The sequence below is a fragment of the Kitasatospora sp. NPDC049258 genome (assembly GCF_040678895.1).
Taxonomy (GTDB): Bacteria; Actinomycetota; Actinomycetes; order Streptomycetales; family Streptomycetaceae; genus Kitasatospora.
Window position 1 is genome coordinate 68158 of record NZ_JBFAQT010000022.1, and the last position, 24775, is coordinate 92932.

Below are 24775 nucleotides of genomic sequence, written 5' to 3' on the forward strand. Positions count from 1 at the left end.
TGCGGAGCCGGCCCGGTGGGGCGCCTGCGCGTGCTCGCCCGATCTCCTGAGTCCCGAAATGCGCGGCACCGTACCCGGGAGCAGGCAGGGGTTCGTAGAGTTGGGGGGTGCCGAAGATCCGAGCGGCGACGGTGGCCGCGCATCGCGAGTTGCAACGAGCAGCGCTCCTGGACGCTGCGCGCGCCCTGCTGACCGAGGGTGGGGGCGATGCCCTGACCTTCCCGGCGCTCGCTGCCCGGACCGGGCTCGCCCGCTCGTCGGTGTACGAGTACTTCCGCTCCCGGGCCACCGTCATCGAGGCGCTGTGCGCGGAGGACCTGCCGCTCTGGGCGGCCGAGATCGAGGCGGGCATGGCCGCCTGCGACACGGCCGAGGCCCGGATCGAAGCCTATGTACGCGGCCAGCTCGCACTGGCCGGGGATCCACGGCACCGCGCCGTGGTGACGATCTCGGAGCTCGAACTCGACGACGCCTCGCGCGAGCGGATCCGGTCCGCCCACGCGGGTGTGGTGGGTCTGGTGCTGCAAGCCCTGGAAGAGCTCGGACACGCGCAGCCCAGGCTCGCGGCCGCGCTGCTGCAGGGGGTGGTGGAGGCGGCGGTCCGGCAGTCCGAGCGGCTGAGGGCGGGCGGCCACCCGGTGCCACCCCCGCACCCACACCTGGAGACCACTGCCGGGCAGCCGGAGGTCGAGTCCGTCGCGGACGCCGCCGTCGCCCTCGCCCTGCACGGTCTGACGAGGGGCCGACCCGGCGCCGCGGCCCCGGCGCCGCGGTCAGTCCCGCGGTCAGTCCCGACCCCGCACAGCTGAGCCACCGGAGAGCGGCAGCAGCCGGGCTCGCCCGGCGCCGAACAGGGCCAGCGGATCCAGGTACCGGTCGCCGCGAAGCAGCCCCCAGTGCAGGCACCCCGCGGCGCAGTGACCGCCGCCGTCGGCCAGGGTGCCGATGACCTCTCCCGCCGATACCGAGGTGCCCACCGGGGCGGTGCCGGCCACGGGCAGGTAGGTGGTCCGCAGCGGTGGGCTCCCGGATCCGGGGTGCTGGACGGTGACTACCGGCCGACCCGCGACCGGCCCGGAGAACACCACCACACCGGGCGCCGCCGCCCGGACCGGCGCCCCTGCCGAGGCCACCAGGTCGACGCCGCGGTGCCCGGCCGCCCACCGCGCCGCCGGCGCCTCGAACCGGCGGGCCAGCGCGCCCGGCCCGCCGACCGGCCAGGCCCGCCCGCTCCCGGGGCCGGGCGGGGCCGCGACGCCGAGCACCTGTGCGGGCCCCGGTGGAGCGGCCCGCCCCTGGCTGTCCGACCTGGAGCTGTCCGACCGCGCGCGGGCCGAGGCCGGCGGCCAGGAGAGCGCCACCACCACCGCCAGCAGCAGGGCGAGCAGAGCGGCGCGCCGGCCCCGATCGGGGGCGGGCGGCGGCGTCGCCGAACGTACTCCGGCGAGCAGGGTGGGCACGGGCCTCAAGCGCATCGCTGTCATGCGCCGAGGCTCCCGCCCGCCGGGCCACCCGACCAGACCCTTCTCCGGACCTGTGGACAACTCCGGGTTGTGGAAAACTCGGATCCCCCACACGGGTGAATGCGCGCTCCCGGCAGGCGTCCGACCACCGCCCGCCAGGCCGTCGGTCCGGGTCTCGACGGCCCCTCCCGATCGCCGGGGTCGCTCCTGGCTCGGCGCTTCCCGTACACTTCACACGCGACCCGGTCCGCCGGGTCGACTTCGCACGCCCCGCCACCGGTGGAGCAGCCGGTCCCGCAAGGGCCCGCCTGACCACTCCGGTGCGAGTGCCGCTCGGTCCCCCGAGTCTGTGCAGCCAAGGATCACGGCCCCCACCGGGACCACGGTCCGCGGCCTGCGGCCCAGAGCCGCGACGCAGACGGAGGAGGCACGGCACGTCCGGGGCGTCAGGCGTGGCGGTCACCCGACCGGCACGGACAACCGAGACCGACCCGGCGTCACGCCGCACTGCGCGAACTCACCAGTGAGCGCGGGGCGCGGCAGCCGGGCGCAACACCTGAGGAGCACGGCCATGGCCGTCGTCACGATGCGGGAGCTGCTGGAGAGCGGCGTCCACTTCGGTCACCAGACCCGTCGTTGGAACCCGAAGATGAAGCGTTTCATCTTCACGGAGCGCAACGGCATCTACATCATCGACCTGCTGCAGTCGCTGAACTACATCGACCGCGCGTTCGAGTTCGTCAAGGAGACCGTTGCCCACGGCGGCAGCGTCCTCTTCGTCGGCACCAAGAAGCAGGCGCAGGAGGCCATTGCCGAGCAGGCGGCCCGCGTGGGCATGCCCTACGTCAACCAGCGCTGGCTCGGCGGCATGCTGACCAACTTCCAGACCGTCTACAAGCGCCTTCAGCGGATGAAGGAGCTCGGCGAGATCGACTTCACGGATGTGGCCGGCTCCGGTCTCACCAAGAAGGAGCTCCTGGTCCTCGAGCGCGAGCACACCAAGCTCGAGAAGACCCTCGGTGGTATCCGTGACATGCAGCGCGTGCCCAGCGCCGTGTGGATCGTCGACACCAAGAAGGAGCACATCGCGGTCGGCGAGGCCCGGAAGCTCAACATCCCGGTGGTCGCCATCCTGGACACCAACTGCGACCCCGACGAGGTCGACTACAAGATCCCGGGCAACGACGACGCGATCCGCTCCGTCACCCTGCTGACCCGCGTGATCGCCGACGCCGTCGCCGAGGGCCTCAAGGCCCGTGCCGGCGTCGCCAAGGGCGACACCAAGGCCGAGCCGGGCGCCGACCAGCCGCTGGCCGACTGGGAGAAGGACATCCTGGAGGGCCAGAAGGCCGAGGAGGCCCCCGCCGCCGAGGCCGTTGCCGACGAGGCGCCGGCTGCTGAGGCCGCCGCCGAGGAGGCCCCCGCCGCCGAGGCCGCTGCCGACGAGGCGCCGGCTGCCGAGGCTCCGGCCGCCGAGGCCGAGCAGGCCTGACGTACCAAAGGGTGAGGGGCGCCCACCGGGTACGTAGCCGGTAGGTGCCCCTCTCTCCCGTGCCGGGGCTGAACCAGCGGCCCCGGCACCACCCCACGCTGACACGCGAGACGTGAGAAGAGATCACACCATGGCGAACTTCACCGCCGCGGACGTCAAGAAGCTCCGTGAGCTCACCGGCGCCGGCATGATGGACTGCAAGAAGGCTCTGGACGAGGCCGAGGGCGACGTCCAGAAGGCCCAGGAGTTCCTGCGCATCAAGGGCCAGAAGGGTGTTGCCAAGCGCGAGGGCCGCGACGCCTCCAACGGTGCGCTGTCGCTGGTCCTGGAGGGCGGCAACTCCGGTGTCCTGCTCGAGCTGAACTGCGAGACCGACTTCGTCGCCAAGGGCGAGAAGTTCGTCGAGGTCGCCGACGCGCTGGCGAAGCACGTCGCCGCCGTCGCCCCGGCCGACCTGGAGGCCGCGCTGGCTTCCGAGATCGAGCCCGGCAAGACCGTCCAGCAGTTCGTGGACGAGGCCAACGCCAACCTGGGCGAGAAGATCGTCTTCAAGCGCTTCGCCCAGTTCTCGGGTGACGGCTTCGTCGCCGCCTACATGCACCGCACCTCTCCGGACCTGCCGCCGCAGGTCGGCGTCCTGGTCGAGCTCGACAAGGAGAACGCCGAGGTCGCCAAGGACGTCGCGCAGCACATCGCCGCCTTCGCCCCGAAGTACCTCTCGCGCGAGGACATCCCGGCCGCCGACATCGAGAACGAGCGTCGCGTCGCCGAGGCCACCGCTCGCGAGGAGGGCAAGCCCGAGGCTGCCCTGCCGAAGATCGTCGAGGGTCGCGTGACCGGCTTCGTCAAGGAGAACTCCGTCCTGGAGCAGGCCTTCGCGAAGGACAACAAGAAGACCGTCGCCAAGGTCCTCGACGAGGCCGGCGTCACCCTCAAGCGCTTCGTCCGCTTCCGCGTCGGCGCCTGAACAGGTTCCCCCGCGCTTCCGGCCTAAGGTAGGAGGCGCTCCGCCCCGAGTGGGCGGTAGGAACACGCCGATCAGGCTCTCCGGTACCCCGTGGGGCGCCGCGTCGGCACCATGAACGACGAGGAGGCCATTGCCGTGCAGGACACCGTACCGGTTCCCGCGGCAGTGGCCTCCTCGCGTGTACCCGCAGGTCCGGGAACCGCACACCCGGCACTGTGAGCAGCACATGAGCCCTGCGAATCGGCAGGCGGAGAAGGAGAGGCCCATGCACCAGACACAGGAGACCGCGCAGGACGGCAATCGCCGGCGGGTTCTGCTCAAGCTGTCCGGTGAGGCCTTCGCCGGTGGCGGCGGCCTCGGTGTCGACCCGGACGTCGTGCACGCGATCGCCCGAGAGATCGCCACGGTGGTCCGCGCGGGCACCGAGGTGGCGGTGGTGATCGGCGGCGGCAACTTCTTCCGCGGCGCCGAGCTGCAGGTCCGGGGCATGGACCGGGCCCGTTCCGACTACATGGGCATGCTCGGCACCGTGATGAACTGCCTGGCGCTCCAGGACTTCCTGATCAAGGAAGGCATCGAGACCCGGGTCCAGACCGCGATCACCATGGGCCAGGTCGCGGAGCCCTACCTGCCGCTGCGCGCGGTCCGGCACCTGGAGAAGGGCCGCGTGGTCATCTTCGGTGCCGGGATGGGCATGCCGTACTTCTCCACCGACACGACCGCCGTGCAGCGCGCGCTGGAGATCCACGCGGAGGTCCTGCTGATGGGCAAGAACGGCGTGGACGGGGTGTACGACGCGGATCCGCGGACCAACCCCTCGGCGGTCAAGTTCGACGCGCTGGACTACACCGAGGTGATCTCGCGCGATCTGAAGGTGGCCGACCTGACCGCGATCACGCTGTGCAAGGACAACAGCCTGCCGATGCTGGTGTTCGAGCTGTTGGCCGAGGGCAATATCGCCCGTGCGGTGAAGGGTGAGAAGATCGGCACACTCATCAGCCAGGATTCCGCCCGGGCCTGAGCAGCAATCAGCCGTCCGGGGCACCGGTACGGGACTACAGCAGATGAAGCGGACAGGGAGCACACAGTGATCGAAGAGACCCTCCTCGAGGCCGAGGAGAAGATGGAGAAGGCCGTCGCGGTCGCGAAGGACGACTTCGCCGCCATCCGCACCGGCCGCGCGCACCCGGCGATGTTCGCCAAGATCGTCGCGGACTACTACGGCGCCATCACGCCGATCAACCAGCTCGCCTCGTTCGCCGTGCCGGAGCCGCGGATGGCGGTCGTCACCCCGTTCGACAAGAGCGCGCTGCGCAACATCGAGCAGGCCATCCGGGACTCGGACCTGGGCGTCAACCCGTCGAACGACGGCTCCATCATCCGGGTGGTGTTCCCGCAGCTGACCGAGGAGCGCCGCAAGGAGTACATCAAGGTCGCCCGCGGCAAGGGCGAGGACGCCAAGGTCTCCATCCGGTCGATCCGCCGCAAGGCCAAGGACGCCATCGACAAGCTGGTGAAGGACGGCGAGATCGGCGAGGACGACGGCCGCCGCGGCGAGAAGGAGCTCGACGACACCACGGCGAAGTACGTGGCCCAGATCGACGAGCTGCTCAAGCACAAGGAAGCCGAACTGCTCGAGGTCTGACGCAGGCGCGCCCGCCGCCCCGCCGGCCCCGACCACGGGGCCGGGCGGGGGCCGGGCGCTCCCCGCACACCTTTCGGCACAGCACCTCCCGCACCCCGCTGCTGCGGGTGACCCGCCCCGGCGCCGGCCGCTGCGAGCCGGCCCGCCGCCGCCCGCGACCGGCCGGCGGACCGAACGGGTCACTCGCAGCGCACTGCGGTGTACCAAGGGGGCACTGCGGCGCAGACTCAGATCATGCCCACTGTCCAGGAGACACCCGTGGCCCAGCCCGACCAGCAGCCCCCCAAGCCGCGCGGCGGCCGCAACCTGCCAGCGGCGATAGGCGTGGGCGTCGGCCTAGGCGCGGTCATCGCGGCCTCGCTCTTCGTGGTCAAGGCGTTCTTCCTGGTGGTGGTCACCGCCGCGGTGGCGGTCGGGGTCTGGGAGCTGACCAGCCGGCTGGCCGAGCGCAAGGAGATCCACGTCCCGCGCGTCCCGCTGCTGGTCGGCAGCGTGGCGATGCTGATCACCGGCTACTTCGCGGGTGCCCAGTGGGCCGCCGCGGTGCTGGCGCTGACCGGCCTCGCGGTGATGATCTGGCGGATGAGCACCCCGCCGGAGAACTACCTGCGGGACATAACGGCAGGCATCTTCACCGCCTTCTACGTCCCCTTCCTGGCCACCTTCGTGGCGCTGATGCTGGCTGCCGACGACGGTTCCTGGCGGATCCTGCTCTTCCTGGTCGTGACCATCTGCAGCGACACCGGTGCCTACGCCGTCGGCTACAAGTTCGGCCGCAACAAGCTCGCCCCGACCATCAGCCCCGGCAAGACCCGGGAGGGACTGGCCGGCGGCATCGGGCTGTCGATGCTGGCGGGCGCCCTGCTGATGCAGTACGTCATCGACGACGGCACCTGGTGGCAGGGCTTGATCCTCGGTGGCTGCGCCGCGGTCGTCGCGACGCTGGGCGACCTCGCCGAGTCGATGATCAAGCGTGACCTGGGCATCAAGGACATGGGCACCCTGCTGCCGGGGCACGGCGGCATCATGGACCGGCTGGACTCGCTGCTGCCGACCGCCCCGGTGGTCTGGCTGCTGCTGGCCGCCTTCGTCGGAAGCTGACCCACCACCGGGCCCGACCCGGACCTCGACCTCGACCTCGACCGAGCACCACCACAGCAGGCCCCGGACGCCCGGCGTCCGGGGCTTTCGCCATCTGCGACACTGGATGAACCATGCCTAAGCCCGGAGAACATGCTCCGGCGAGGTGATGAAAAGCCCCCTACCTGCGGGATTGCCGCTGGAAGGGGGCTTTCGCATTGGCGCTGGGCCGTCTCTGGGCCGTCAGTCGGTCGGTTCGCCTGGGAGGAAGAGCCGGTCGACGGCCTTCCGGGCACGGTCCTGGCTGTTCGGCATGAGGTGGGCATACACCCGGAGGGTCAGGGCCGGGTCGGCATGGCCCAGGTAGTCACTGACGGCCCGGATGCTCTCTCCGGCGTCCAGAAGCACCGAGGCGTAGAAGTGCCGCAGGGCGTGCATACCGTGCTCGCGGGCGGAGGCGTACGACTCGCCCGGGCGGGGCGCCGGGATGAGCCCGCCGGCCGCGATGGCGGGCTTCCAGTCCTGGATGTTGAAGTTGCTCTTCCAGACCAGGCCGCCGGTTGTGTTGGTGAAGAGCAGCCGGAAGGTCACCTTCGGCCCGTCCGGTGTCTTCCACGGGAGCGTGATCGGCGCGACCTTGAAGCCGTGCATGTGGGCGCGCAGGGAGGCGGCCACCGAGCGTGGGAGTGGCACGTCCCGCTCTTTGTTGCACTTGGGCGGGGCGAACACCGCCTTCCCCCGGATGAGCTTCACCTGGCGCAGAACGTGGACGGTTCCCGTCTCGAAGTCGACCGCGTCATCCTCTGCGAGCCCGATGATCTCGCCCTGACGGAGGCCGCACCCGGCCCCCAGGTCTGCCATGGTCTGGTACCGCTCCGGGAGAGCCGCCCGCACTGCGAACACCTGCTCCGGAAGCCAGGGCACGACGCGCCGGGCCTCAGCGGCCGGCGGACGTACCGACTGAGCTCCGCACGGGTTCCGGTTCAGGAGACCGTCATCCACGGCCGCCGAGAGAACCGACCGCACGTCGGAGTAGATGTTCCGGGCGTACGAGCCTGACATGGGGCTGTCCTCCAGCTCCCTGACCAGCTCCTGGATGTGGGACGGTCGGAACGAGTCAAGCGGTCGCCGCCCGATCCGAGGGAAGGCGTGCAGCCGCAGCCGGGTCTCTACGAGCACCTGAGTTGAAGGGTCGGTGGTCTGCATCTTGAGCCACCGCTCCGCGAACTGCTGGAACGTCGTTCGGGCGGCCTTGGGGTTGATGTATTGGCCGCGTGCCATGTCGGCCTCGATTTGCGTGAGCCACTGCTCAGCCTGGCGCTTCTGGCGGTCGGGGAAGGACTGGCTCTTCTCCTTGCCGTCGGGGCCGACGTAGCGGGCGCGGTAGCGCAGGCCGGTGCCGTAGCGGTCGCTTCGGACCTTGCGGGGTGTGCCGTCGGGGCCGGTCTCGGTCTTGTACCAGCGGTCTTGGATGTGTCCGGCCATGGGCCAGCTCCTCGGTTGGTAGCGGGTGCGGTGCGGGTCCGCAGACGCGGTGTGGGCGTGTTTTTGGGCGTGCCGGGGGAGGGCCGCTTGCTGCTAGCGGCCTGGTGGGCTGGGGTTTGGGGTGCTATCGCGGGTGCTACCGGTAGCGGGGTGGGCCGCTACCGGTAGCGGCGGTTCACGCGGCTTCGCTCTGGGCGGCGACCCACTGGGCGACGGCGGCGGGGTGGTAGCGGACGTGGCGGCCGACGCGGAATCCGGGCGGGCCGGTGCGCTTGCGGCGCCACTGGTAGACGGTCTCCAGCGGCACCTCGAAGAGCTCGGCGATGTTCTCCGGGGTGAGGTAGCGGGCGGGCAGCGGCAGGGCGTCGGGCTGCGGGGTGGTGCTCCGGGTCGGCAGGGCGGTGATGGTGGCCTGGCGGCGGGGCATGGTGGTGGCTCTCCTCGCGGTAGTGGGAGCGGCTGGGGTCTAGCACTAGCGACCGGCGGGGTGGCCACAAGGCCGTCAGGGCCGGTTTCCGGTGGTGCTGGCGGCGGGCGCTAGGTCGCTAGGTGGCCGGTCAGGGCGGGGGGCGGGTGCTAGCGGGGTTGCTAGGTCTAGCGAGGGTGGTGCTAGGTGCCGGCGGTCGTGGCGCTGGCCGCTACTGGCCACTGGCTACTGGGTAGTGGGGCGCCGCTACTGGGGTGTGGGGGCGTGCTGGGCCCTTCTGGTGGCCACTGGTCAGTGGTTACTGGTCAGTGGGGTGTCGCCCCAGTACCCAGTAGCGGGCGGCGCGGAGAGCCTGCGGCTTGCCTGTCTGTCACCTGTCACCTGTCACCTGTCTGGGCGCCAGACCGGGTGGATTCCGGCTGTGTGGGGCCTTCGGACGGGGTGGTTACAGGTGACAGACAGGTGGCCGGTGCTGTCGTGTGACCTGTCGCCGGTGCTGTCGTCACGACTGTCGTGTCGTCTGTCGCCTCCCAGGTGGGAGGGGGGTTTCGGGTCCCCGGGACGTTCGGGGCGACAGGCCACAGCAGAGGCGACAGTGCGCTCGATCGGTCGACACCAGAGATTTTGCGCTGCCCTTTGTGTTGCTTGTCGGCCGGGGTTCGCGCTTGTCGCTTGTCGCTTGTCGCGCCGCAGGTCGAGGGGTGGATTCAGGGTCGGGGAGCGGTCGTTGAGGTGGAACGCGACAAGCGACAAGTGGGCATCGGCGGGGTGTCAGGGCCGTCAGACCGGGCGGGGAGGGGTGTCAGGGTGGCGCCGGGCGGGGTGTCAGATGGAGCGTCAGCCGCGTCAGGCGGGCCCGCGTGCACGCGTTACCTGGGGGAATCGGCCCTCTGGTGTCAGACGCGTCTGACGCGTCAGGTGGCCGGCGCCGCCCGTGCCGGAGTGTTGCTCTCCGTGGTGCCTAGCCCGGTCCGGGTGGGTGCTAGCGGTGGTGCTTGCGCAAGCGGGCGGGGCCCGCTGGGTGCAAGCACCCTCCGGAGGGGTCTCAGACCCGCGTTTCGGGCTGTTTCCGGGGTTTCGGCCAGCGGGGTGCTTACTGCTAACAGCCTGGTCAGGGGACCTTTGGGGTGCTATCAGGGTCGCTATCGCTAGCGGGCCGGGCTGCTATCGCTAGCGGGCTCTGCGGGGTGGTGGGGAGCGGGCTCGGGGGCGGGGCGGTCGTGGATCGGTGGTGGCCGGTTCTCTGGACGGTGCGGGCTGCTCGGGTGTGCTGATCATGGTGGGTGGTGTCCGTTCGCGGGTCGAGGGGCGGGCCGGAAAGCCCGGAAAGGTCGGAAAGGGGTCTGACCTGGGGTTTTGGTGGGCGGAAAGTGGTCCGGAAAGGTCCGGAAAGGTCCGGAAAGGGTCCGGGAGGGGGCGGCCGGTTGGTGGGCGGGAGGCTTTCCGGACCTTTCCGGACACCTTTCCGCCGGGCGTTGTCGCAGGTCAGGTGGCTTTCCGACCTTTCCGACCTTTCCGGCCGCCCCCGGGCCGGTCCGCTAGTCGTCGGCGGGGGCGTACAGGTAGACGGTCTGGGGACGCCCGGTGCCGGGGGCCTGCGCGGCGGCGTACCCGGGCAGTTGGCAGAGCCGTGCGGTGAGTTCGCCGCGCTGGGTGGCGTTCTGGCGCTTGAACATGACCTGGACCTGGGTCTGGGTCATGCCCCCGGGTCCGGCGGCCTTGACGGCGGCGGCCAGCTTGTCGAGGTTGGGATCGCCGGTGCTGGACGCGGCGGCGCCGAGGATGTGCGCGGCGCTCGCGCGGGCGTAGCGGATCAGCGCCCAGGCGGCCCGCAGGTGATGCACCTCGATGCGGTCGGTGTGGTCGAGTAGGGCGTAGACCATGGCGGTGCGCTTGGCGTACGGGGCGGCGCGGGCGGTGAACTCGGCCAGCGGCCCGTCGTCGTCCTCGCCGCCGGACAGGGCCGGGTAGATCTCCTCGCGCCAGAGCTGTCCGGCGTCGGGGGAGAGCTTCACCTCTCCGACCGCGCGGGCCTCGGTGAGGACGGTCCGCCAGGCGGAGGCGAGGTTGTCCACGAGCTGCTCCGGGGCGCCGGTGGCGTCCGGCAGCAGGAGGTTGCGGTGGACGAAGACCGGCAGGAACCGGTTGTAGGTGCCCCCGGCCAGCTCGGAGTCCTGCATCTTGGCGCGCAGCTCACGCGGGGAGATGTGGCCGATCAGGGCGATGTGCGGGGCGGTCGCCCGGAGCGCGTCGCGGTTCATCACGCCGAGGTCCTCGCCGTTCCACGCCTGCCGCAGCACGCCGCCCAGGGATGAGCCTTCGCGGCGGGCGCGGGCCATGGTGATGCCGTACTCGGACTCGACCACCCACAGGCGCTTGTCGCGGACCCCGGTGGCCTTGTCGTCGTCGGGGTCGTCGTCCTTGACCTGCTCGATCAGCCCTTCGCCGGACGACAGCCCGGAGGGGGTGTTGTGGGCGATGAACTCGGGGACGGCGGCCTTGAGCAGGCGGCGCACGGTGTTGGACCCGGCGCCCTTCCTGCCCGCTGCGGTGGCTCCGACGGTCAGGGCCCAGATCAGGGCGGGGTGGCGGTCGTTGCCGATCCACAGGAACGGGCCGGGGCCGATGACCGCCCCGCCGGCCGACAGTAGGTTGACCAGCACGCCGACGGGGTCGGCCTCGGTGGTCGGGTCGAGGTCGCGGACGGTCTCGCCGACCCAGCCGCAGAAGACCTCCGGGTCCGGCACCGGGCCCGGCCGGGTGGGCCGGTCGAGGCCGGGGGAGGGGTCGTAGAGCGGGTTCGCCGCCCGGGTTGGTCGGGCGTCGTCGGCGGTGGTGGCGAGGTGCAGTTCGACGGGCATCAGGCGCTCTCCGCAAGGTCGGTGCCGGTGTCGGTGTCGGGGCGGTCCACCTGGTGGCCGTCGCCGGTCAGGTGGCGGTGGTAGCCCGGGCGGCCCGGCACGGCGACGGGCGGCCAGGTGGGCGAGGCGGCCGGGGTGCGGGCGGCGGCCCGCTCCCGGCGGGCCCGGAGCGCGTCGCGCTGGACGGCGGTCGGGTGGTTGGCCCAGGAGCGGACGTCGCGTACCAGGCGCTGCCAGTCGGCCCGCTCGGCGTCGTCTCGCTGCAACTCCCAGGTGTCCCGGGCGCGCTGGCCCAGGGCCGGTTCGGTGTGGACGGTGGCGTGGATTCGGGCGGGGGCGTCCTCGGCGCTCTGCCGCCAGGCCTCGGCGGCAGTGATCAGCGCCGCTTCCCGGCGGGGGTCTTCCGGGGGCAGCAGGGCGAAGGCGGGGCAGCCGTAGTCGGGGATCCCCATCGGTTGGCCCCACCGGTCGAAGACGACGGCGGGGGTGATGCGCCGCAGCACGGTCACGAACCGGTCGGCGGCCCACCGGGCGGTCGACCGATGCGCCCGACGCTCGGCCGGGTCCAGCTCGATCGGGTCCACCACGACCGGATCGGTCGGGCGGATCGGGTCGGTCGGGTCGGTGTGGTCGGGTGGTGGGGGTTGGGTCTGGTCGGTCACAGCGAAGCTCTCCCTGTGGGTGAGAGTCGGGCTGGAAGTCGGGTGTGCTCGCCGGTGGGCAGTCGGGTGGCCGGTCGGGCCGTGACGGCTGGTCAGACCCCGACCGAGTACACCGGGTACGGCGGCCGGTGAGCACCCGTGAGCGTCCGTGAGCGTCGGTGAGCGCTCAACGGTGGTCGGCCACCAGCCGGGTACACGTACTCGGGGCGTACTCGCCGTACCCGGGGTACGTACTCCGGCCAGGTCGACGGCGGTGTGCAGCGGTGGGCGGTCGGTCCGCCGGCCGATCCGGGGCGCCCGGCCGCGAGGCTTCCGGGTACGCCCTTGGGGCGTGCCGGGTACGGGCCGGGTACACCCCGGGTACGGCGGGTACAGGGGGTGGTCAGCTGGTGAGCGTGGCCAGCCCGACGGGGATGCCCTCGGTGTGGGTGGCCTCGGTGATCGGAGCGGTCAGGCCGAAGACCCGCGTAACGGCCTCGCCGACCATGGCGGTGTACCGGTGGAAAGGGCGCCCGGGGCCGGAGAGGGCAGTGACGGCCAGGCCCGCGTAGTCCTCGATCTGCGCGAGGTTGGAGTCCGCCAGCGTGAACCGCAGGGCGTCGCTCACCTCGTGGTCGTCGGCCAGCATCTCGCCCGTCAGCCCGGCCACGGGGTGGAAGGCCAGCAGACCCACCAGGTCGTGGAAGCGCAGGCACAGCGAGAGCTGCACGGCGGCGCGCTGCGGCTCGCCGGGGTCCTTCTCGCCGAAGATGCTGATGTTGTCCTGGATGGCGCCGATGGTCACTGGCTGGGGCGCGATCGCTGCAGGCATGATGGAACTCCCTTCATGGGTGTGGGGCGGCGTGCTGACTTGGCGGAAAGGCGCCGCTCCACAGGTTTCTGCGGGGCTTCCTTGTGACACCTATGCTGACCTAGGTGTATCAACGTGTCAAGCGAATGGCCCTAGGTGTGCTAGCCCGTGTCAGCGGATACCCTGACGGCATGACTGTCTCCAGCGATGACGACCGCGCCCCCTATGTCCAGGTAGCCGATGCGCTGCGCGAAGAGATCAGCTCGGGCGCGCTCGGGCCGGGCCAGAAGCTCCCGTCGGCAAGGCAGTTGGCAGACCGGTTCGGCGTGGCCGTGATGACCGCGTCCAGTGGCGTCCGGGTGCTCCGAGACGAAGGTCTCGTCTACTCCACCCAGGGGCGAGGCACCTTCGTCCGGCGGCCCGCAGAGGATGCTGCTGATGTGAGCGCACCCGCCGGCCGTGGTCTGGCGAGTCGAGTCCAAGAGCTCGAATCCCAGGTGGATCGGCTGACCGAGCGGCTGAGTTCCGTCGAAGCCCTGCTGGCCGCCGGAGCAACCAAGTTGGAGTAGCTGGCGCGGCGTCAGTTGAGTCGTGCGCACTTGCTCTGCCCGCCTTCCGGTCCGGTAGGTTCCCTCGTGGTGCAGTCAGCAAAGCGCAGGCCAGGCCAGTGACTACAGCCTGAGACTCGATCACTCACAGATCACTCACAGGCACAGCCGTCGGGGGGACGAGATGCCAAGCGAGACGCCAGCAGCCGAGCCATTCATCGCGGAGCTCAAGCGCTGGAGGGATGTGCGGGGGCTGTCTCAGTCAGCACTGGCAAAGGCGGTGGGCTACACGCCGTCGTACGTGTCGAAGGTCGAGAGCGGACATCAGCGGCCGTCGGCTCCCTTCGCCGAGCAGGCGGACCGGGTCCTTCACGCGGGCGGGGCGCTTCGCAGAGCCTTCCGCGAGATCGAGACCCTGCCGCGGCTCGACGCATCCAACGCGCACCCGGCGGACGTGGACGCGCCCGGCGGTGACAGTCAGCCCGCAAGCGTCATCGTGAAGCACGATGACGCCGAGCTCTTCTACGACGGCCGTACCTACCGGGCTACTCAACGACGCCAGCTCTACAACGCCAGCCCGGACCCGATCACCCGATACCTGATCCGCATCTCGGTGGATCGCTTCCCCGGGAACCCGGAGCGCTCGAACCGGCTGTACCGCGAGAACCCGCTCACCTGGGAAGAGATCGACCTCAGCGCGAACGTGGGCGGTGAGCCGGTCGGATGGCGCGTCCAGCACGACCGGGACGCCTTCAAGGAGCTCTGGCTCTTGTTCGAGAACGACTTCGGCCGCTACCCGCTCTACCCGGGTGAGACGACGTGGATCGAGTACTCGTACACGGTGAGCGACGAGAAGTGGGGCACGTGGTTCCAGCGCGCTGTCCGGCTCCCCACCGAGCGGCTGAGCGTCCGGCTCAACTTCCCAGCCGAGCTCGACCCCGCCGTCTGGGGCACCGAGACCACCATGACGGCTGCCGCCTTCCCGTTCCGGACCGCGATCCACAAGGACTCCACCGACGGCCGGCAGGTATTCTCCTGGACCACCGACGACCCGCCGTTGCACGCCCGATACCGCCTGGAGTGGAAGTTCCGGGCCCGCCCCAACAGCGAGGAGACTTCGGCTGTGTCCCCCACCACTGCGAGCGAGAAGATGCGCTCTATCGGCGTCGTCCAGGTCGGTGACCCGATCCTCGCGGGCCAGGCCCGCGCCTTCGAGCTGCCAGGGGAAGCAGAGGACGTTCGGCGAGTGGTCGCTGAACTCAACTCGGCGGCCGAGCGCGCGGCGGGGATCCACAACTTCAGCAAGGGAATGGGGGTGGCGGCGCCCCAGCTCGGCATCGACCGGGCTGCAGCCATCGTGCGGACGGCTCAGGGCGAGACGATCACGCTGCTGAACCCAAGGGTGATCGAGGAATCAGCTGCGACGGACGAACAGTACGAGGGCTGCTGGAGCTTCTTCGACCTGCGAGGCATGGTGCCGCGTCCGAGAGCGATCACCGTCGAGCACCAGGACATCGACGGCCAGCGTCGAATCACGATCTTCGAGGATGCGGTGGCTCGCCTCGTGGCTCATGAGATCGACCACTTGGAGGGGACCCTCTATACCGCGCGCATGCGCGCAGGCGTCGACACCATCTCTGTCGCTGAGTACCGGGGTACTGGCCGAAGCTGGAGCTATGGCGACAGGCCAGCGGATCGCTAGGCAGGAGGTCAGGCCCACTTCTACGCCTCGCAGCTGTCACGGACGTCGTCAAGGCATGACGCCAGACCGCTTCGCCACCCGCTGCCCGGCACCGAGTAGGCGGCTGACATTGACGCCCGGTGTGACCTGGATGCGAGTCGTTTTGATGAAGCTACACCGAAACGACATCCCCGAAGCTGAGACAGGTTGCTGGGAGTTGCTAGGAGCTACCAGAAGATGAGGCGAAGTTGCTTCCAGCGGCTATAGTTGGTCCCGTCTTACTTCCGGAAGTGGAAGTAAGCAACGCTTGACATATGGATCTACATCTACAGTGGAACTGTGGAAGTGGATTGAAGAAGATAGGTGACAACTTAAGTTGCCTTCGTTGCTAGGTCTCGTACCTAGCTAACGTCGGGCTCTCTGCAAGCAGAAGCCCGAGCTGGGTGCAACCAGACTCGGGCTCCTGTGTAGAGAGATCAAGTAGGCCCGGCCGAGTAGATCACGGCCGGGCCTACTTGCGCCCTGGCCAACCGTCCGGTGCCCCGCCTTGATCATGGGTGCGGTCTCAGCGCACCAGCTGCTCTACGCAGCCCGCCACTGCGGCCACCGCTGTCAGCGCTGCGATGACAACCTCCCTCCAGTTGGAGTTGGAGAACGCCTGCTTCCTGTCGCGGGGCCGCCGCTTTCCCATGCTGTTCTTCTCCTGTCGCCGGACTTCCTCGCAGTGAGCGAGTACCTCGGCTTTGCCGAGGCGAATGAGGGCGACGAGAGCTGAACGAGTGTCAGCATACCTGCTTTAGGGGATCGCTTGGGCGCTTGGCCAGCGCATTGGCTACTCCTAGATTTAGGGGGCGCGGACGGTCTCAGCGTGTCGGCTCCAAAGTCATTGAGTTTGGAGCTGGCATAGCCCTCCAAGGTCGAAAGAGGCTAGCCCAACGCCTGCAGTCGATATGGGCATATCTGCTGGTAGACGGTGCCGATGGCCAAGAGAATGCAGCCGTGCTACGCCCGGTCTGGCGGGCCCGCGAGGGCGCGTAGCGTCGCGACGGCAGGGAGAGTCGGGGAAGCGGGCCAGCTGCGCGGTAGTCGCTGCGCACCGGATGTCGAGCACAGTCGGTCTGGGCCGCCTGTGGGCCGTCCGAGGGTGGCCGAGGGCGACAGTCAACAGCCAACGTCGAGCCCTGCACACCTTGGGCGGCGCGGGCCATTGTCTGCCATCTGCGACACTGGATGAACCATGCCTAAGCCCGGAGAACTGACCTTCGTCGCGCCGCGCGGCGCCAAGCCCCCGCGACACCTCGCCGACCTCAGCCCCGCCGAGCGCAAGGAGGCCGTCGCCGAGCTGGGCGAGCAGCCGTTCCGCGCCAAGCAGCTGTCCAACCACTACTTCGGCCGGATGTCCAACGATCCGGAGAGCTGGACGGACATCCCCGCCGTGAGCCGGGACAAGCTCACCGAGAGCCTGCTGCCGGACCTGATGTCGGTCGTCCGGCACGTGTCCTGCGACGAGGACACCACCCGCAAGACGCTCTGGAAGCTCTTCGACGGCACGCTGGTCGAGTCGGTCCTGATGCGCTACCCGGACCGGGTCACCATGTGCATCAGCTCGCAGGCCGGCTGCGGGATGAACTGCCCGTTCTGCGCCACCGGCCAGGCCGGGCTGACCCGCAACCTGTCCACCGCGGAGATCGTCGAGCAGATCGCGGCCGGGATGCGGGCGCTCAAGGACGGCGAGATCCCGGGCGGCGAGGCACGGCTGTCCAACGTGGTCTTCATGGGCATGGGCGAGCCGCTGGCCAACTACAACCGGGTGCTGGCTTCGATCCGCCGGCTGACCGACCCGGCCCCGGACGGCTTCGGCCTGTCCCAGCGCGGCATCACGGTCTCCACGGTCGGGCTGGTCCCGGCCATGAACCGGCTCGCGGACGAGGGCCTGAGCTGCCGCCTGGCGCTCTCGCTGCACGCCCCCGACGACGAGCTGCGCGACGAGCTGGTGCCGGTCAACACCCGCTGGAAGGTCGCCGAGGTGCTCGACGCGGCGTGGAACTACGCGGAGAAGTCCGGCCGCCGGATCTCGATCGAGTACGCGCTGATCAAGGACATCAACGACCAGGCCTGGCGGGCCGACCTGCTCGGCCGGTTGATCAAGAACCACCGGGTGCACGTCAACCTGATCCCGCTGAACCCGACCCCGGGTTCCAAGTGGACCGCCTCCCGCCCGGAGGACGAGCGCGAGTTCGTCCGCCGGCTCCAGGCGCACGGCGTTCCGACCACCGTCCGCGACACCCGTGGCCAGGAGATCGACGGCGCCTGCGGCCAGCTGGCCGCCGCGGGCTGAGCCCGCCACCGCTCCGCCGGCCCCGCGGCGGCCTAGGCCGTCAGCGCGCCGGCGGCGAGCAGGGCGGTCAGGCCGCCGGTCACCAGCAGGACGGTGCCGGCGGCCACCGTGCGCAGGGCCACCGCACCGACCAGCAGCCCGGGGGCGGCTCCGAGCCGGAGCAGGTCGCCGGTCACCCGGCGCCGGGCGGCCCTGATCTCGACCAGCCGGAAGGCCGCCGCGGCCGCGGTGCACCCCACCAGCAGGACACCTTCGGCCGCCGGCAGCGCCTCGGCGGTGCCGGGGTGACCGGTCCACTGCCGGGCGCCGGTGAGCACCACGGCCAGGGTCAGGGTGAGGACCGCGAGCGGCGCGGACAGCCGGTCGGCCTGCGCCGTGAGCCCCCGGCCGGCGAGCAGCCGCAGCGGGGTGGGCCGGCCGAGTGCGAGCAGCCGGCCGGTGAGCGCCAGCAGTGGGCCGGTGAGCAGGGCCAGGCCGAGCGCGGCGAAGGACCAGCCGATCAGCAGCGCGGAACTGGCGGAGCCCATCCCGGCGGGCAGGTCGATCGGCCGACCGTCCTGGGCGGCGCCGGGGCGCAGCCCGTACAGCTCCAGGGCGAATCCGACCACGGTGAGGCCGAGCGGCAGAGCGATCCGCAGGGGGTGGAAGGCCGGTGCCGAGGTCTCGGCCGGCCGGCCGACCAGCTGCTCGGGGGAGTTCACGGCGCCCGCGGCGGCGAGCCCGCCGACCAGCGGGACCAGCGCGAGCAGGGTGACCGGGGCCGCGGTGGGCAGCGGTGTACCCATCCCCAGGTCGGCGGCGAGCGAGGCGTCGGCGATGTCGTTGCGGAGCACCAGGAAGAGCAGCAGGGCGAAGCCGCTGCCGAGGACGCAGGCGAGCGCGGTCTCGCCGGCGATCAGGGCCCGGATCCGTCCGGTGCCGGCGCCCGCGGCGGTCAGCCCGGCGATCCGCTCGGGACGCTGGACCGGCACCGCGCGGGCGGTGACGGCGGCCAGCCAGCTCACCGCGGCCAGCGGCGGCAGGCACCAGAGCAGCCGGGGCAGCGAGGCGCCGGCTGGGTCGCCGAGCGCCCGGCCGAGCGCTCGCAGCAGGAAGGCCGCGAGCACCGCGGCGGCGGCCGCGGTGAGCAGCCAGCGGCCGAGGTCGAGGGTCCGGTAGCCCCGGGCCAGTCTGAGGTACAGCACGGCCGACCTCCCTCAGTGCCCGGCCGGGACCGCAGACGCGGTCCGCGCCGGCACCGCGGCGACCGGGCCGGTCAGCCGGCCGTCCACCAGGGCGACGGTGCGGTCGGCGTAGCGGGCGGCCTCCGGGTCGTGGCTGGCCAGCACCAGGGTCAGCTGGTGGGAGCGGGCGGCGCTGGCGAGTATCCGCAGCACCTGGTCCTGCGCCTCGCGGTGCAGCGGTGCGGTCGGGTCGTCGGCGAACACCACGGTCGGCAGCGGGGCCAGCGCCCGGGCGACGGCGATCCGCTGGCGCTGGCTCTGGACCAGTTCGGCGGGCCGGCGGGCGGCGCAGTCGGCCACGTCCAGGCGCTCGAGCCAGTCGCCGGCCGCCCCGTACGCGGCCTTGTGCCCGGCCCCGGCCAGCAGCAGGGGCAGCGCGACGTTCTCCCGGGCCGTCAGTTCCGGGACCAGGTGCGGCTCGGAGCCGACGAAGCCGAAACGCTCGCGGCGCAGCCGTTCCCGTCCGGCCCGGGAGAGGGTGTGTACGGGGCCGCTGTTGAACCACACCTCGCCCTCGTCGACCGGGACCAGGGCCGACAGGCAGCCGAGCAGGGTGCTCTTGCCGGAGCCGCGCGGGCCGGTGACGGCGAGCACCTCGCCCTCCCGGACGCCGAGCGAGACGCCGCGCAGGGCGGGGGTGCCGTCGTGGGACTTGACGATCCCCCGGGCCCACAGCACGTCGTTGTCGGGCGGGGCCGCTGACATGAGGTTCCATCCTGATGGCTGCGCAGGGATATGACAGTCGTCAGATTAGAACGACCGGGGCGCTCCATGGTTGCGGCACACTGACCCATTCATGGGCAAAACGGTGCCTTTCCGGCGTGTTGGGTCCGGAAATCCACCGCAGGTCCGAAAGAAGGTGGGCCTGGAACGCACCGCAGGGCGGTCCCGGAGGCCGGGACCGCCCTGGCGGCGGAGGGTGGGCGGAAGGTCAGAGCTTGGCCCAGGCGTCGGTGAGGCTGGTCCGCAGGATCTGCTCGATCTCGTCGAAGGTCGACTGGTTCGAGATCAGCGGCGGGGCCAGCTGGACCACCGGGTCGCCACGGTCGTCGGCGCGGCAGTACAGGCCGTTGTCGAAGAGCGCCTTCGACAGGAAGCCGTAGAGCACGCGCTCGACCTCGTCGTCGTTGAACGACTCCTTGGTGACCTTGTCCTTCACGAGCTCGATGCCGTAGAAGAAGCCGTTGCCGCGGACGTCGCCGACGATCGGCAGGTCGCGCAGCTTGTTCAGGGTGCCGAGGAAGTTGGCCTCGTTGTCCAGCACGTGCTGGTTCAGGCCCTCGCGCTCGAAGATGTCGAGGTTGGCCAGCGCCACCGCGGAGGAGACCGGGTGGCCGCCGAAGGTGTAGCCGTGCAGGAAGGTGTTGTCACCCTTGTAGAACGGCTCCGCCAGGCGGTCCGAGATGATCGTGGCGCCGATCGGGGAGTAGCCCGAGGTCATGCCCTTGGCGCAGGTGATCATGTCGGGCTGGTAGCCGAACTTGTCGGCGCCGAACATGGTGCCCAGGCGGCCGAAGGCGCAGATGACCTCGTCCGAGACCAGCAGCACGTCGTGGCGGTCGCAGATCTCGCGCAGGCGCTGGAAGTACCCGGGCGGCGGCGGGAAGCAGCCGCCGGCGTTCTGCACCGGCTCGACGAAGACGGCGGCGACGGTGTCGGCACCCTCGTTGAGGATGGCCACCTCGATCTCGTCCGCGCACCAGCGGCCGTAGGCCTCCGGGTCCACCGTGCCGTCGGGGCCGGCCAGGAAGGCCGGGGCGCGGTAGATGTTGGTGTTCGGGGCCTTGTGGGTGCCCGGCACCAGCGGCTCGAACGGGGCCTTCAGGCCCGGCAGGCCGGTGATCGACAGGGCGCCCTGCGGGGTGCCGTGGTAGGCGACGGCGCGCGAGATGACCTTGTACTTGGTCGGCTTGCCGGTCAGCTTGAAGTACTGCTTGGCGAGCTTCCAGGCGGTCTCGACGGCCTCGCCACCACCGGTGGAGAAGAAGACCTTGTTGAGGTCACCGGGGGCGTAGTTGGCGAGGCGCTCGGCCAGCTCCACGGCCTTCGGGTGGGCGTAGCTCCACACCGGGAAGAAGGCGAGCTCCTTGGCCTGCTTGGCGGCGGCCTCGGCCAGCTCCTCGCGGCCGTGGCCCGCCTGCACGACGAACAGGCCGGCCAGGCCGTCGAGGTACTTCTTGCCCTTGTCGTCAAAGACGTAGGTGCCCTCGCCGCGCACGATGGTCGGCACGGGGGAGTTCTCGTACGACGACATGCGGGTGAAGTGCATCCACAGGTGGTCGTAGGCGGTCTTCGAAAGGTCCTTCTGTGCCGGGTCGGCGCTCATCGGGTGCCCCAGGTGTAGGTCTGTTTCCGGAGCTTCAGATAAACGAAGCTCTCGGTGCTCCGCACGCCGGGAAGCGCGCGGATGCGCTTGTTGATCATTTCGAGCAGGTGCTCGTCGTCCTCGCAGACCAGCTCGGCCAGCAGGTCGAACGAGCCTGCGGTGCAGACCACGTAGTCGACCTCGTCGAGGGCGGCCAGCGCGTCGGCGACGGGCTCGACATCGCCTTCGATCCGGATGCCGACCATCGCCTGACGGGTGAATCCGACGGTGAGCGGGTCCGTGACGGCGACGATCTGCATCACGCCTTGATCGAGCAGCTTCTGGACCCGCTGGCGCACGGCTGCCTCCGAAAGGCCGACGGCCTTGCCGATGGCGGCGTACGGGCGGCGCCCGTCCTCCTGGAGCTGCTCGATGATCGCCTTGGAGGCGGCGTCGAGGGGAACGCTGGCGTTCCGGTCGCGGTTGGCCACGTCGCCACTGTGCCTGATCCGGTCCGGTCGCGCAACCCAACGTGCTGCTGATTTCGTCGCTGTTTTCAAAAATCGATACGGATTGCGTGGGTCTTCTCCGGAAGACCTGTCGATACCGCCAGCTCTCGGGGTAGCCTGATCAGGTACACGCGGAGGCGTGAACACGTCCACATGTGGACAGCGGACCTGCCGTTTCGTCGGGTCCGCCTCGCGCGGTGCCGGAGTACCCTGGCGCCGGAACTGCAACGCCGCAGGCCAGACCGTAGGAGAGACCCGTGAGCGAGCTTCGTACGCTGCGCAACTACATCAACGGTGAGTTCGTCGATGCGGCCGACGGCCGCACCCTGGACGTGATCGACCCCACCACCGGCGAGGTGTACGCGACGTCGCCGCTGTCCGGTGAGGCCGATGTGGACGCCGCGATGGCCGCCGCCGACGCCGCGTTCCCGGCCTGGCGCGACGCCACCCCGAGCACCCGGCAGAAGCTCCTGCTGAAGATCGCGGACGCGGTCGAGGCGCGGGCCGAGGAGATCGTGGACGCCGAGTGTCGCAACACCGGCAAGCCGCGCGGGCTGACCCTCTCCGAGGAGATCGGTCCGATGGTGGACCAGCTGCGCTTCTTCGCCGGCGCCGCCCGCCTGCTGGAGGGCAAGGCCGCGGGCGAGTACATGGACGGCATGACCTCGATCGTCCGGCGTGAGCCGGTCGGCGTCTGCGCCCAGGTCGCCCCGTGGAACTACCCGATGATGATGGCGGTGTGGAAGTTCGCCCCGGCCATCGCCGCGGGCAACACTGTGGTACTCAAGCCCTCGGACACCACCCCGGCCTCCACCGTGCTGCTGGCCGAGATCATCGGCGGCGTGCTGCGCGACCTCGACCTGCCGGCGGGTGTGTTCAACGTGATCTGCGGCGACCGCGAGACGGGCCGCCTGATGGTCGAGCACCGCACCCCGGCGATGGCCTCCATCACCGGCTCGGTCCGCGCCGGCATCCAGGTCGCGGAGTCGGCGGCCAAGGACGTCAAGCGGGTCCACCTGGAGCTCGGCGGCAAGGCCCCGGTCGTGGTCTTCGAGGACGCCGACATCGCCGAGGCCGTCGAGGGCATCTCGGTGGCCGGCTACTTCAACGCCGGCCAGGACTGCACCGCCGCCACCCGCGTGCTGGTGCACGAGTCGATCCACGACGCGTTCGTGTCGGCGCTGGCCAAGGCGGCGAGCGAGACGAAGACCGGTGGGATCGACGACGAGGACGTGCTGTACGGCCCGCTGAACAACGCCAACCAGCTGAAGCAGGTGGCGGGCTTCATCGAGCGCCTTCCCTCCCACGCCAAGGTCGAGGCCGGTGGCCACCGGGTCGGCGACGTGGGCTACTTCTACGCCGCGACCGTGGTCTCCGGGCTGAACCAGGACGACGAGATCATCCAGAACGAGGTCTTCGGCCCGGTCATCACCGTGCAGAAGTTCTCGGACGAGGACCAGGCGGTCGGCTACGCCAACGGGGTGGACTACGCGCTGGCCTCCTCGGTGTGGACCAAGGACCACGCCCGCGCCATGCGGATGTCGCGCCGGCTGGACTTCGGCTGCGTCTGGATCAACACCCACATCCCGCTGGTGGCGGAGATGCCGCACGGCGGGTTCAAGAAGTCGGGCTACGGCAAGGACCTCTCCTCGTACGGCTTCGAGGACTACACCCGGGTGAAGCACGTGATGACCGCGATCTGAGATCTGATACCGCGATCCGAGCGGGTCGTCACCGGTACGTGCCAGGGGCGCGGGGAGCAGCACGGCTCCCCGCGCCCCTGGCGTACGCGCGTGGGCCCGCCCGCGGTACCTGTCAGCATGTCGGCCGACGCGAGGACCGCCTGACAAGATGCAACTGCATCCGCGTGGTGGATTTCCCTAGGCTTGCCGCATGAGCATCCCCACTGCTGACTCGGCTGCCGGGCAGGCCGTCAAGGCCGCCGACCGCGCGCACGTCTTCCACTCGTGGTCCGCCCAGGCGCTGATCGACCCCCTCGCGGTGGCCGGTGCCGAGGGTTCCTACTTCTGGGACTACGACGGCAACCGCTACCTGGACTTCTCCTCGCAGCTGGTGAACACCAACATCGGCCACCAGCACCCGAAGGTGGTCGCGGCGATCCAGGAGCAGGCGGCGAAGCTCTGCACCATCGCCCCCGGCTTCGCGGTGGAGCCGCGCAGCGAGGCGGCCCGGCTGATCGCCGAGCGCACCCCCGGGGACCTCGACAAGATCTTCTTCACCAACGGCGGCGCCGAGGCCAACGAGAACGCCATCCGGATGGCCCGGCTGCACACCGGCCGGCAGAAGGTGCTCTCCACCTACCGCTCGTACCACGGCGCCACCGCCAACGCGATCGCGCTGACCGGCGACCCCCGGCGCTGGGCCAACGAGACCGGCGTCTCCGGCATCAAGCACTTCTGGGGCCCCTACGCCTACCGCTCCAACTTCCACGCCGAGAACGAGGCGCAGGAGTGCGAGCGCGCGCTGGCCCACCTGGAGCAGGTGCTCGCCTTCGAGGGCCCGGCCACCGTCGCCGCGATCATCCTGGAGACCGTGGTCGGCACCGCCGGCATCCTGATCCCGCCCGCCGGCTACCTGGCCGGGGTCCGGGAGATCTGCGACCGCCACGGCATCGTCTTCATCCTGGACGAGGTGATGGCGGGCTTCGGCCGGACCGGTGAGTGGTTCGCCGCCGACCACTGGGGGATCACCCCGGACCTGCTGACCTTCGCCAAGGGCGTCAACTCCGGCTACGTGCCGCTCGGTGGCGTGGCGATCTCGGCCGAGATCGCCGCGACCTTCGCCGAGCGCCCGTTCCCGGGCGGCCTGACCTACTCGGGCCACCCGCTGGCCTGCGCCTCCGCGGTGGCGACCATCAACACGATGGCCGAGGAGGGCATCGTGGAGAACGCCAAGCACATCGGCGAGAACGTGCTCGGTCCGGGCCTGCGCGAGCTGGCGGAGCGTCACCCGTCGATCGGCGAGGTCCGCGGCCTGGGCGTGTTCTGGGCGCTCGACCTGGTGAAGGACCGCGGGACCCGCGAGCCGCTGGTGCCGTACAACGCGGCCGGCGCCGCCAACGCGCCGATGGCCGAGCTGGCCGCCGCCTGCAAGCAGCGCGGTCTGTGGCCGTTCGTCAACATGAACCGCTTCCACGTGGTGCCGCCGTGCACCGTCACCGAGGAGGAGGCCAAGGCCGGCCTGGCGGTCCTCGACGAGGCCCTCACCGTGGCCGACGCGCACACCGTCTGACCACGACCCCCCTCCGCGCACGACGGCCCCGGGCAACGCTGCCCGGG

Annotated in this window: 21 protein-coding genes; 11 read left to right on the forward strand and 10 right to left on the reverse strand. The window is 70.6% G+C overall.

What is annotated here, in order from left to right:
• Positions 1–131 precede the first annotated feature (131 nt).
• Positions 132–809 carry a TetR family transcriptional regulator gene (locus tag AB0K43_RS20055; RefSeq protein WP_363641574.1) on the forward strand — a complete coding sequence of 226 codons (678 nt, stop codon included), beginning with the start codon at positions 132–134 and terminating at the stop codon, positions 807–809.
• Here AB0K43_RS20055 and AB0K43_RS20060 read toward each other — a convergent pair.
• Complete coding sequence (locus AB0K43_RS20060) at positions 786–1484, reverse strand: M23 family metallopeptidase (protein WP_363641516.1); 699 nt, start codon at positions 1482–1484, stop codon at positions 786–788. The two genes, AB0K43_RS20055 and AB0K43_RS20060, sit on opposite strands and share 24 nt — an antisense overlap.
• A gap of 550 nt (positions 1485–2034) precedes the next feature.
• Between AB0K43_RS20060 and rpsB the strand changes: the two genes are divergently transcribed.
• The 5 genes from rpsB (at position 2035) to AB0K43_RS20085 (ending at position 6668) form a co-directional block, all read left to right on the forward strand.
• Positions 2035–2955 (forward strand): 30S ribosomal protein S2, encoded by a 921-nt coding sequence (rpsB, locus tag AB0K43_RS20065; RefSeq protein ID WP_363641518.1) that lies wholly within the window; start codon positions 2035–2037, stop codon positions 2953–2955.
• Positions 2956–3085: 130 nt separating this feature from the next.
• Positions 3086–3922, forward strand: a complete 837-nt coding sequence (gene tsf / locus AB0K43_RS20070; protein ID WP_363641520.1) for a translation elongation factor Ts — start codon at positions 3086–3088, stop codon at positions 3920–3922.
• 265 nt (positions 3923–4187) lie between these two features.
• A complete protein-coding gene (gene pyrH, locus AB0K43_RS20075; protein WP_363641522.1) occupies positions 4188–4943 on the forward strand; it encodes a UMP kinase in 756 nt (251 codons plus the stop codon).
• 66 nt (positions 4944–5009) lie between these two features.
• Entirely contained in the window at positions 5010–5567 is a 558-nt protein-coding gene (gene frr, locus AB0K43_RS20080) for a ribosome recycling factor (RefSeq protein ID WP_363641524.1), read from the forward strand.
• A 234-nt stretch (positions 5568–5801) separates the two neighbouring features.
• Complete coding sequence (locus AB0K43_RS20085) at positions 5802–6668, forward strand: phosphatidate cytidylyltransferase (RefSeq protein ID WP_363641526.1); 867 nt, start codon at positions 5802–5804, stop codon at positions 6666–6668.
• 222 nt (positions 6669–6890) lie between these two features.
• Here AB0K43_RS20085 and AB0K43_RS20090 read toward each other — a convergent pair whose 3' ends face one another.
• The 5 genes from AB0K43_RS20090 to AB0K43_RS20110 all read right to left on the reverse strand — a co-directional run bounded on the left by AB0K43_RS20090 (position 6891) and on the right by AB0K43_RS20110 (position 12893).
• Entirely contained in the window at positions 6891–8132 is a 1242-nt protein-coding gene (locus AB0K43_RS20090; RefSeq protein WP_363641528.1) for a site-specific integrase, read from the reverse strand.
• A 175-nt stretch (positions 8133–8307) separates the two neighbouring features.
• On the reverse strand, positions 8308–8559 hold the full coding sequence (locus AB0K43_RS20095; RefSeq protein ID WP_363641530.1) for a helix-turn-helix domain-containing protein: 252 nt from the start codon (positions 8557–8559) through the stop codon (positions 8308–8310).
• A 1538-nt stretch (positions 8560–10097) separates the two neighbouring features.
• Positions 10098–11420: a hypothetical protein gene (locus AB0K43_RS20100; protein WP_363641532.1), complete on the reverse strand. Its 1323-nt coding sequence runs from the start codon at positions 11418–11420 to the stop codon at positions 10098–10100.
• The gene (locus AB0K43_RS20105) at positions 11420–12082 is read right to left on the reverse strand and encodes a hypothetical protein (RefSeq protein WP_363641534.1); all 663 of its coding nucleotides are present in this window, start codon (positions 12080–12082) and stop codon (positions 11420–11422) included. Before AB0K43_RS20105 ends, AB0K43_RS20100 begins: the two co-directional genes overlap by 1 nt.
• Positions 12083–12464: 382 nt before the next feature.
• Entirely contained in the window at positions 12465–12893 is a 429-nt protein-coding gene (locus AB0K43_RS20110; protein WP_363641536.1) for a hypothetical protein, read from the reverse strand.
• A gap of 170 nt (positions 12894–13063) precedes the next feature.
• Here AB0K43_RS20110 and AB0K43_RS20115 point away from each other — a divergent pair, with 170 nt between their 5' ends.
• From AB0K43_RS20115 to rlmN, 3 genes are all read left to right on the forward strand, one after another.
• The gene (locus AB0K43_RS20115) at positions 13064–13441 is read left to right on the forward strand and encodes a GntR family transcriptional regulator (protein WP_363641538.1); all 378 of its coding nucleotides are present in this window, start codon (positions 13064–13066) and stop codon (positions 13439–13441) included.
• A gap of 163 nt (positions 13442–13604) precedes the next feature.
• Complete coding sequence (locus tag AB0K43_RS20120) at positions 13605–15122, forward strand: peptide deformylase (RefSeq protein WP_363641540.1); 1518 nt, start codon at positions 13605–13607, stop codon at positions 15120–15122.
• A 1216-nt stretch (positions 15123–16338) separates the two neighbouring features.
• Positions 16339–17439 carry a 23S rRNA (adenine(2503)-C(2))-methyltransferase RlmN gene (gene rlmN / locus AB0K43_RS20125; RefSeq protein WP_363641542.1) on the forward strand — a complete coding sequence of 367 codons (1101 nt, stop codon included), beginning with the start codon at positions 16339–16341 and terminating at the stop codon, positions 17437–17439.
• 32 nt (positions 17440–17471) lie between these two features.
• On the opposite strand, the gene AB0K43_RS20130 is transcribed toward rlmN, so the two are convergent.
• The 4 genes from AB0K43_RS20130 to AB0K43_RS20145 form a co-directional block, all read right to left on the reverse strand.
• Positions 17472–18623, reverse strand: a complete 1152-nt coding sequence (locus AB0K43_RS20130; RefSeq protein WP_363641544.1) for a hypothetical protein — start codon at positions 18621–18623, stop codon at positions 17472–17474.
• A 12-nt stretch (positions 18624–18635) separates the two neighbouring features.
• Entirely contained in the window at positions 18636–19367 is a 732-nt protein-coding gene (locus tag AB0K43_RS20135; RefSeq protein ID WP_363641546.1) for an ATP-binding cassette domain-containing protein, read from the reverse strand.
• Positions 19368–19593: 226 nt separating this feature from the next.
• A complete protein-coding gene (locus AB0K43_RS20140) occupies positions 19594–20988 on the reverse strand; it encodes an aspartate aminotransferase family protein (protein WP_363641548.1) in 1395 nt (464 codons plus the stop codon).
• Positions 20985–21458, reverse strand: coding sequence for an Lrp/AsnC family transcriptional regulator (locus AB0K43_RS20145; protein WP_350641955.1), 474 nt, complete (start codon positions 21456–21458; stop codon positions 20985–20987). Before AB0K43_RS20145 ends, AB0K43_RS20140 begins: the two co-directional genes overlap by 4 nt.
• A gap of 275 nt (positions 21459–21733) precedes the next feature.
• Between AB0K43_RS20145 and AB0K43_RS20150 the strand changes: the two genes are divergently transcribed.
• Both AB0K43_RS20150 and AB0K43_RS20155 read left to right on the forward strand, forming a co-directional pair.
• Complete coding sequence (locus AB0K43_RS20150) at positions 21734–23179, forward strand: gamma-aminobutyraldehyde dehydrogenase (protein WP_363641550.1); 1446 nt, start codon at positions 21734–21736, stop codon at positions 23177–23179.
• Between the two features lie 190 nt (positions 23180–23369).
• Positions 23370–24728 (forward strand): aspartate aminotransferase family protein, encoded by a 1359-nt coding sequence (locus AB0K43_RS20155; RefSeq protein ID WP_363641552.1) that lies wholly within the window; start codon positions 23370–23372, stop codon positions 24726–24728.
• The last annotated feature ends 47 nt before the right edge of the window (positions 24729–24775 follow it).

What these genes read in the sequence shown, in the direction of transcription:
- AB0K43_RS20060 (WP_363641516.1), bottom strand. Translation starts at nt 1,484, where the DNA reads ATGACAGCGATGCGCTTGAGGCCCGTGCCCACCCTGCTCGCCGGAGTA.
- rpsB (WP_363641518.1), top strand. Translation starts at nt 2,035, where the DNA reads ATGGCCGTCGTCACGATGCGGGAGCTGCTGGAGAGCGGCGTCCACTTC.
- tsf (WP_363641520.1), top strand. Translation starts at nt 3,086, where the DNA reads ATGGCGAACTTCACCGCCGCGGACGTCAAGAAGCTCCGTGAGCTCACC.
- pyrH (WP_363641522.1), top strand. Translation starts at nt 4,188, where the DNA reads ATGCACCAGACACAGGAGACCGCGCAGGACGGCAATCGCCGGCGGGTT.
- AB0K43_RS20085 (WP_363641526.1), top strand. Translation starts at nt 5,802, where the DNA reads ATGCCCACTGTCCAGGAGACACCCGTGGCCCAGCCCGACCAGCAGCCC.
- AB0K43_RS20090 (WP_363641528.1), bottom strand. Translation starts at nt 8,132, where the DNA reads ATGGCCGGACACATCCAAGACCGCTGGTACAAGACCGAGACCGGCCCC.
- AB0K43_RS20095 (WP_363641530.1), bottom strand. Translation starts at nt 8,559, where the DNA reads ATGCCCCGCCGCCAGGCCACCATCACCGCCCTGCCGACCCGGAGCACC.
- AB0K43_RS20100 (WP_363641532.1), bottom strand. Translation starts at nt 11,420, where the DNA reads ATGCCCGTCGAACTGCACCTCGCCACCACCGCCGACGACGCCCGACCA.
- AB0K43_RS20110 (WP_363641536.1), bottom strand. Translation starts at nt 12,893, where the DNA reads ATGCCTGCAGCGATCGCGCCCCAGCCAGTGACCATCGGCGCCATCCAG.
- AB0K43_RS20115 (WP_363641538.1), top strand. Translation starts at nt 13,064, where the DNA reads ATGACTGTCTCCAGCGATGACGACCGCGCCCCCTATGTCCAGGTAGCC.
- AB0K43_RS20120 (WP_363641540.1), top strand. Translation starts at nt 13,605, where the DNA reads ATGCCAAGCGAGACGCCAGCAGCCGAGCCATTCATCGCGGAGCTCAAG.
- rlmN (WP_363641542.1), top strand. Translation starts at nt 16,339, where the DNA reads ATGCCTAAGCCCGGAGAACTGACCTTCGTCGCGCCGCGCGGCGCCAAG.
- AB0K43_RS20135 (WP_363641546.1), bottom strand. Translation starts at nt 19,367, where the DNA reads ATGTCAGCGGCCCCGCCCGACAACGACGTGCTGTGGGCCCGGGGGATC.
- AB0K43_RS20140 (WP_363641548.1), bottom strand. Translation starts at nt 20,988, where the DNA reads ATGAGCGCCGACCCGGCACAGAAGGACCTTTCGAAGACCGCCTACGAC.
- AB0K43_RS20155 (WP_363641552.1), top strand. Translation starts at nt 23,370, where the DNA reads ATGAGCATCCCCACTGCTGACTCGGCTGCCGGGCAGGCCGTCAAGGCC.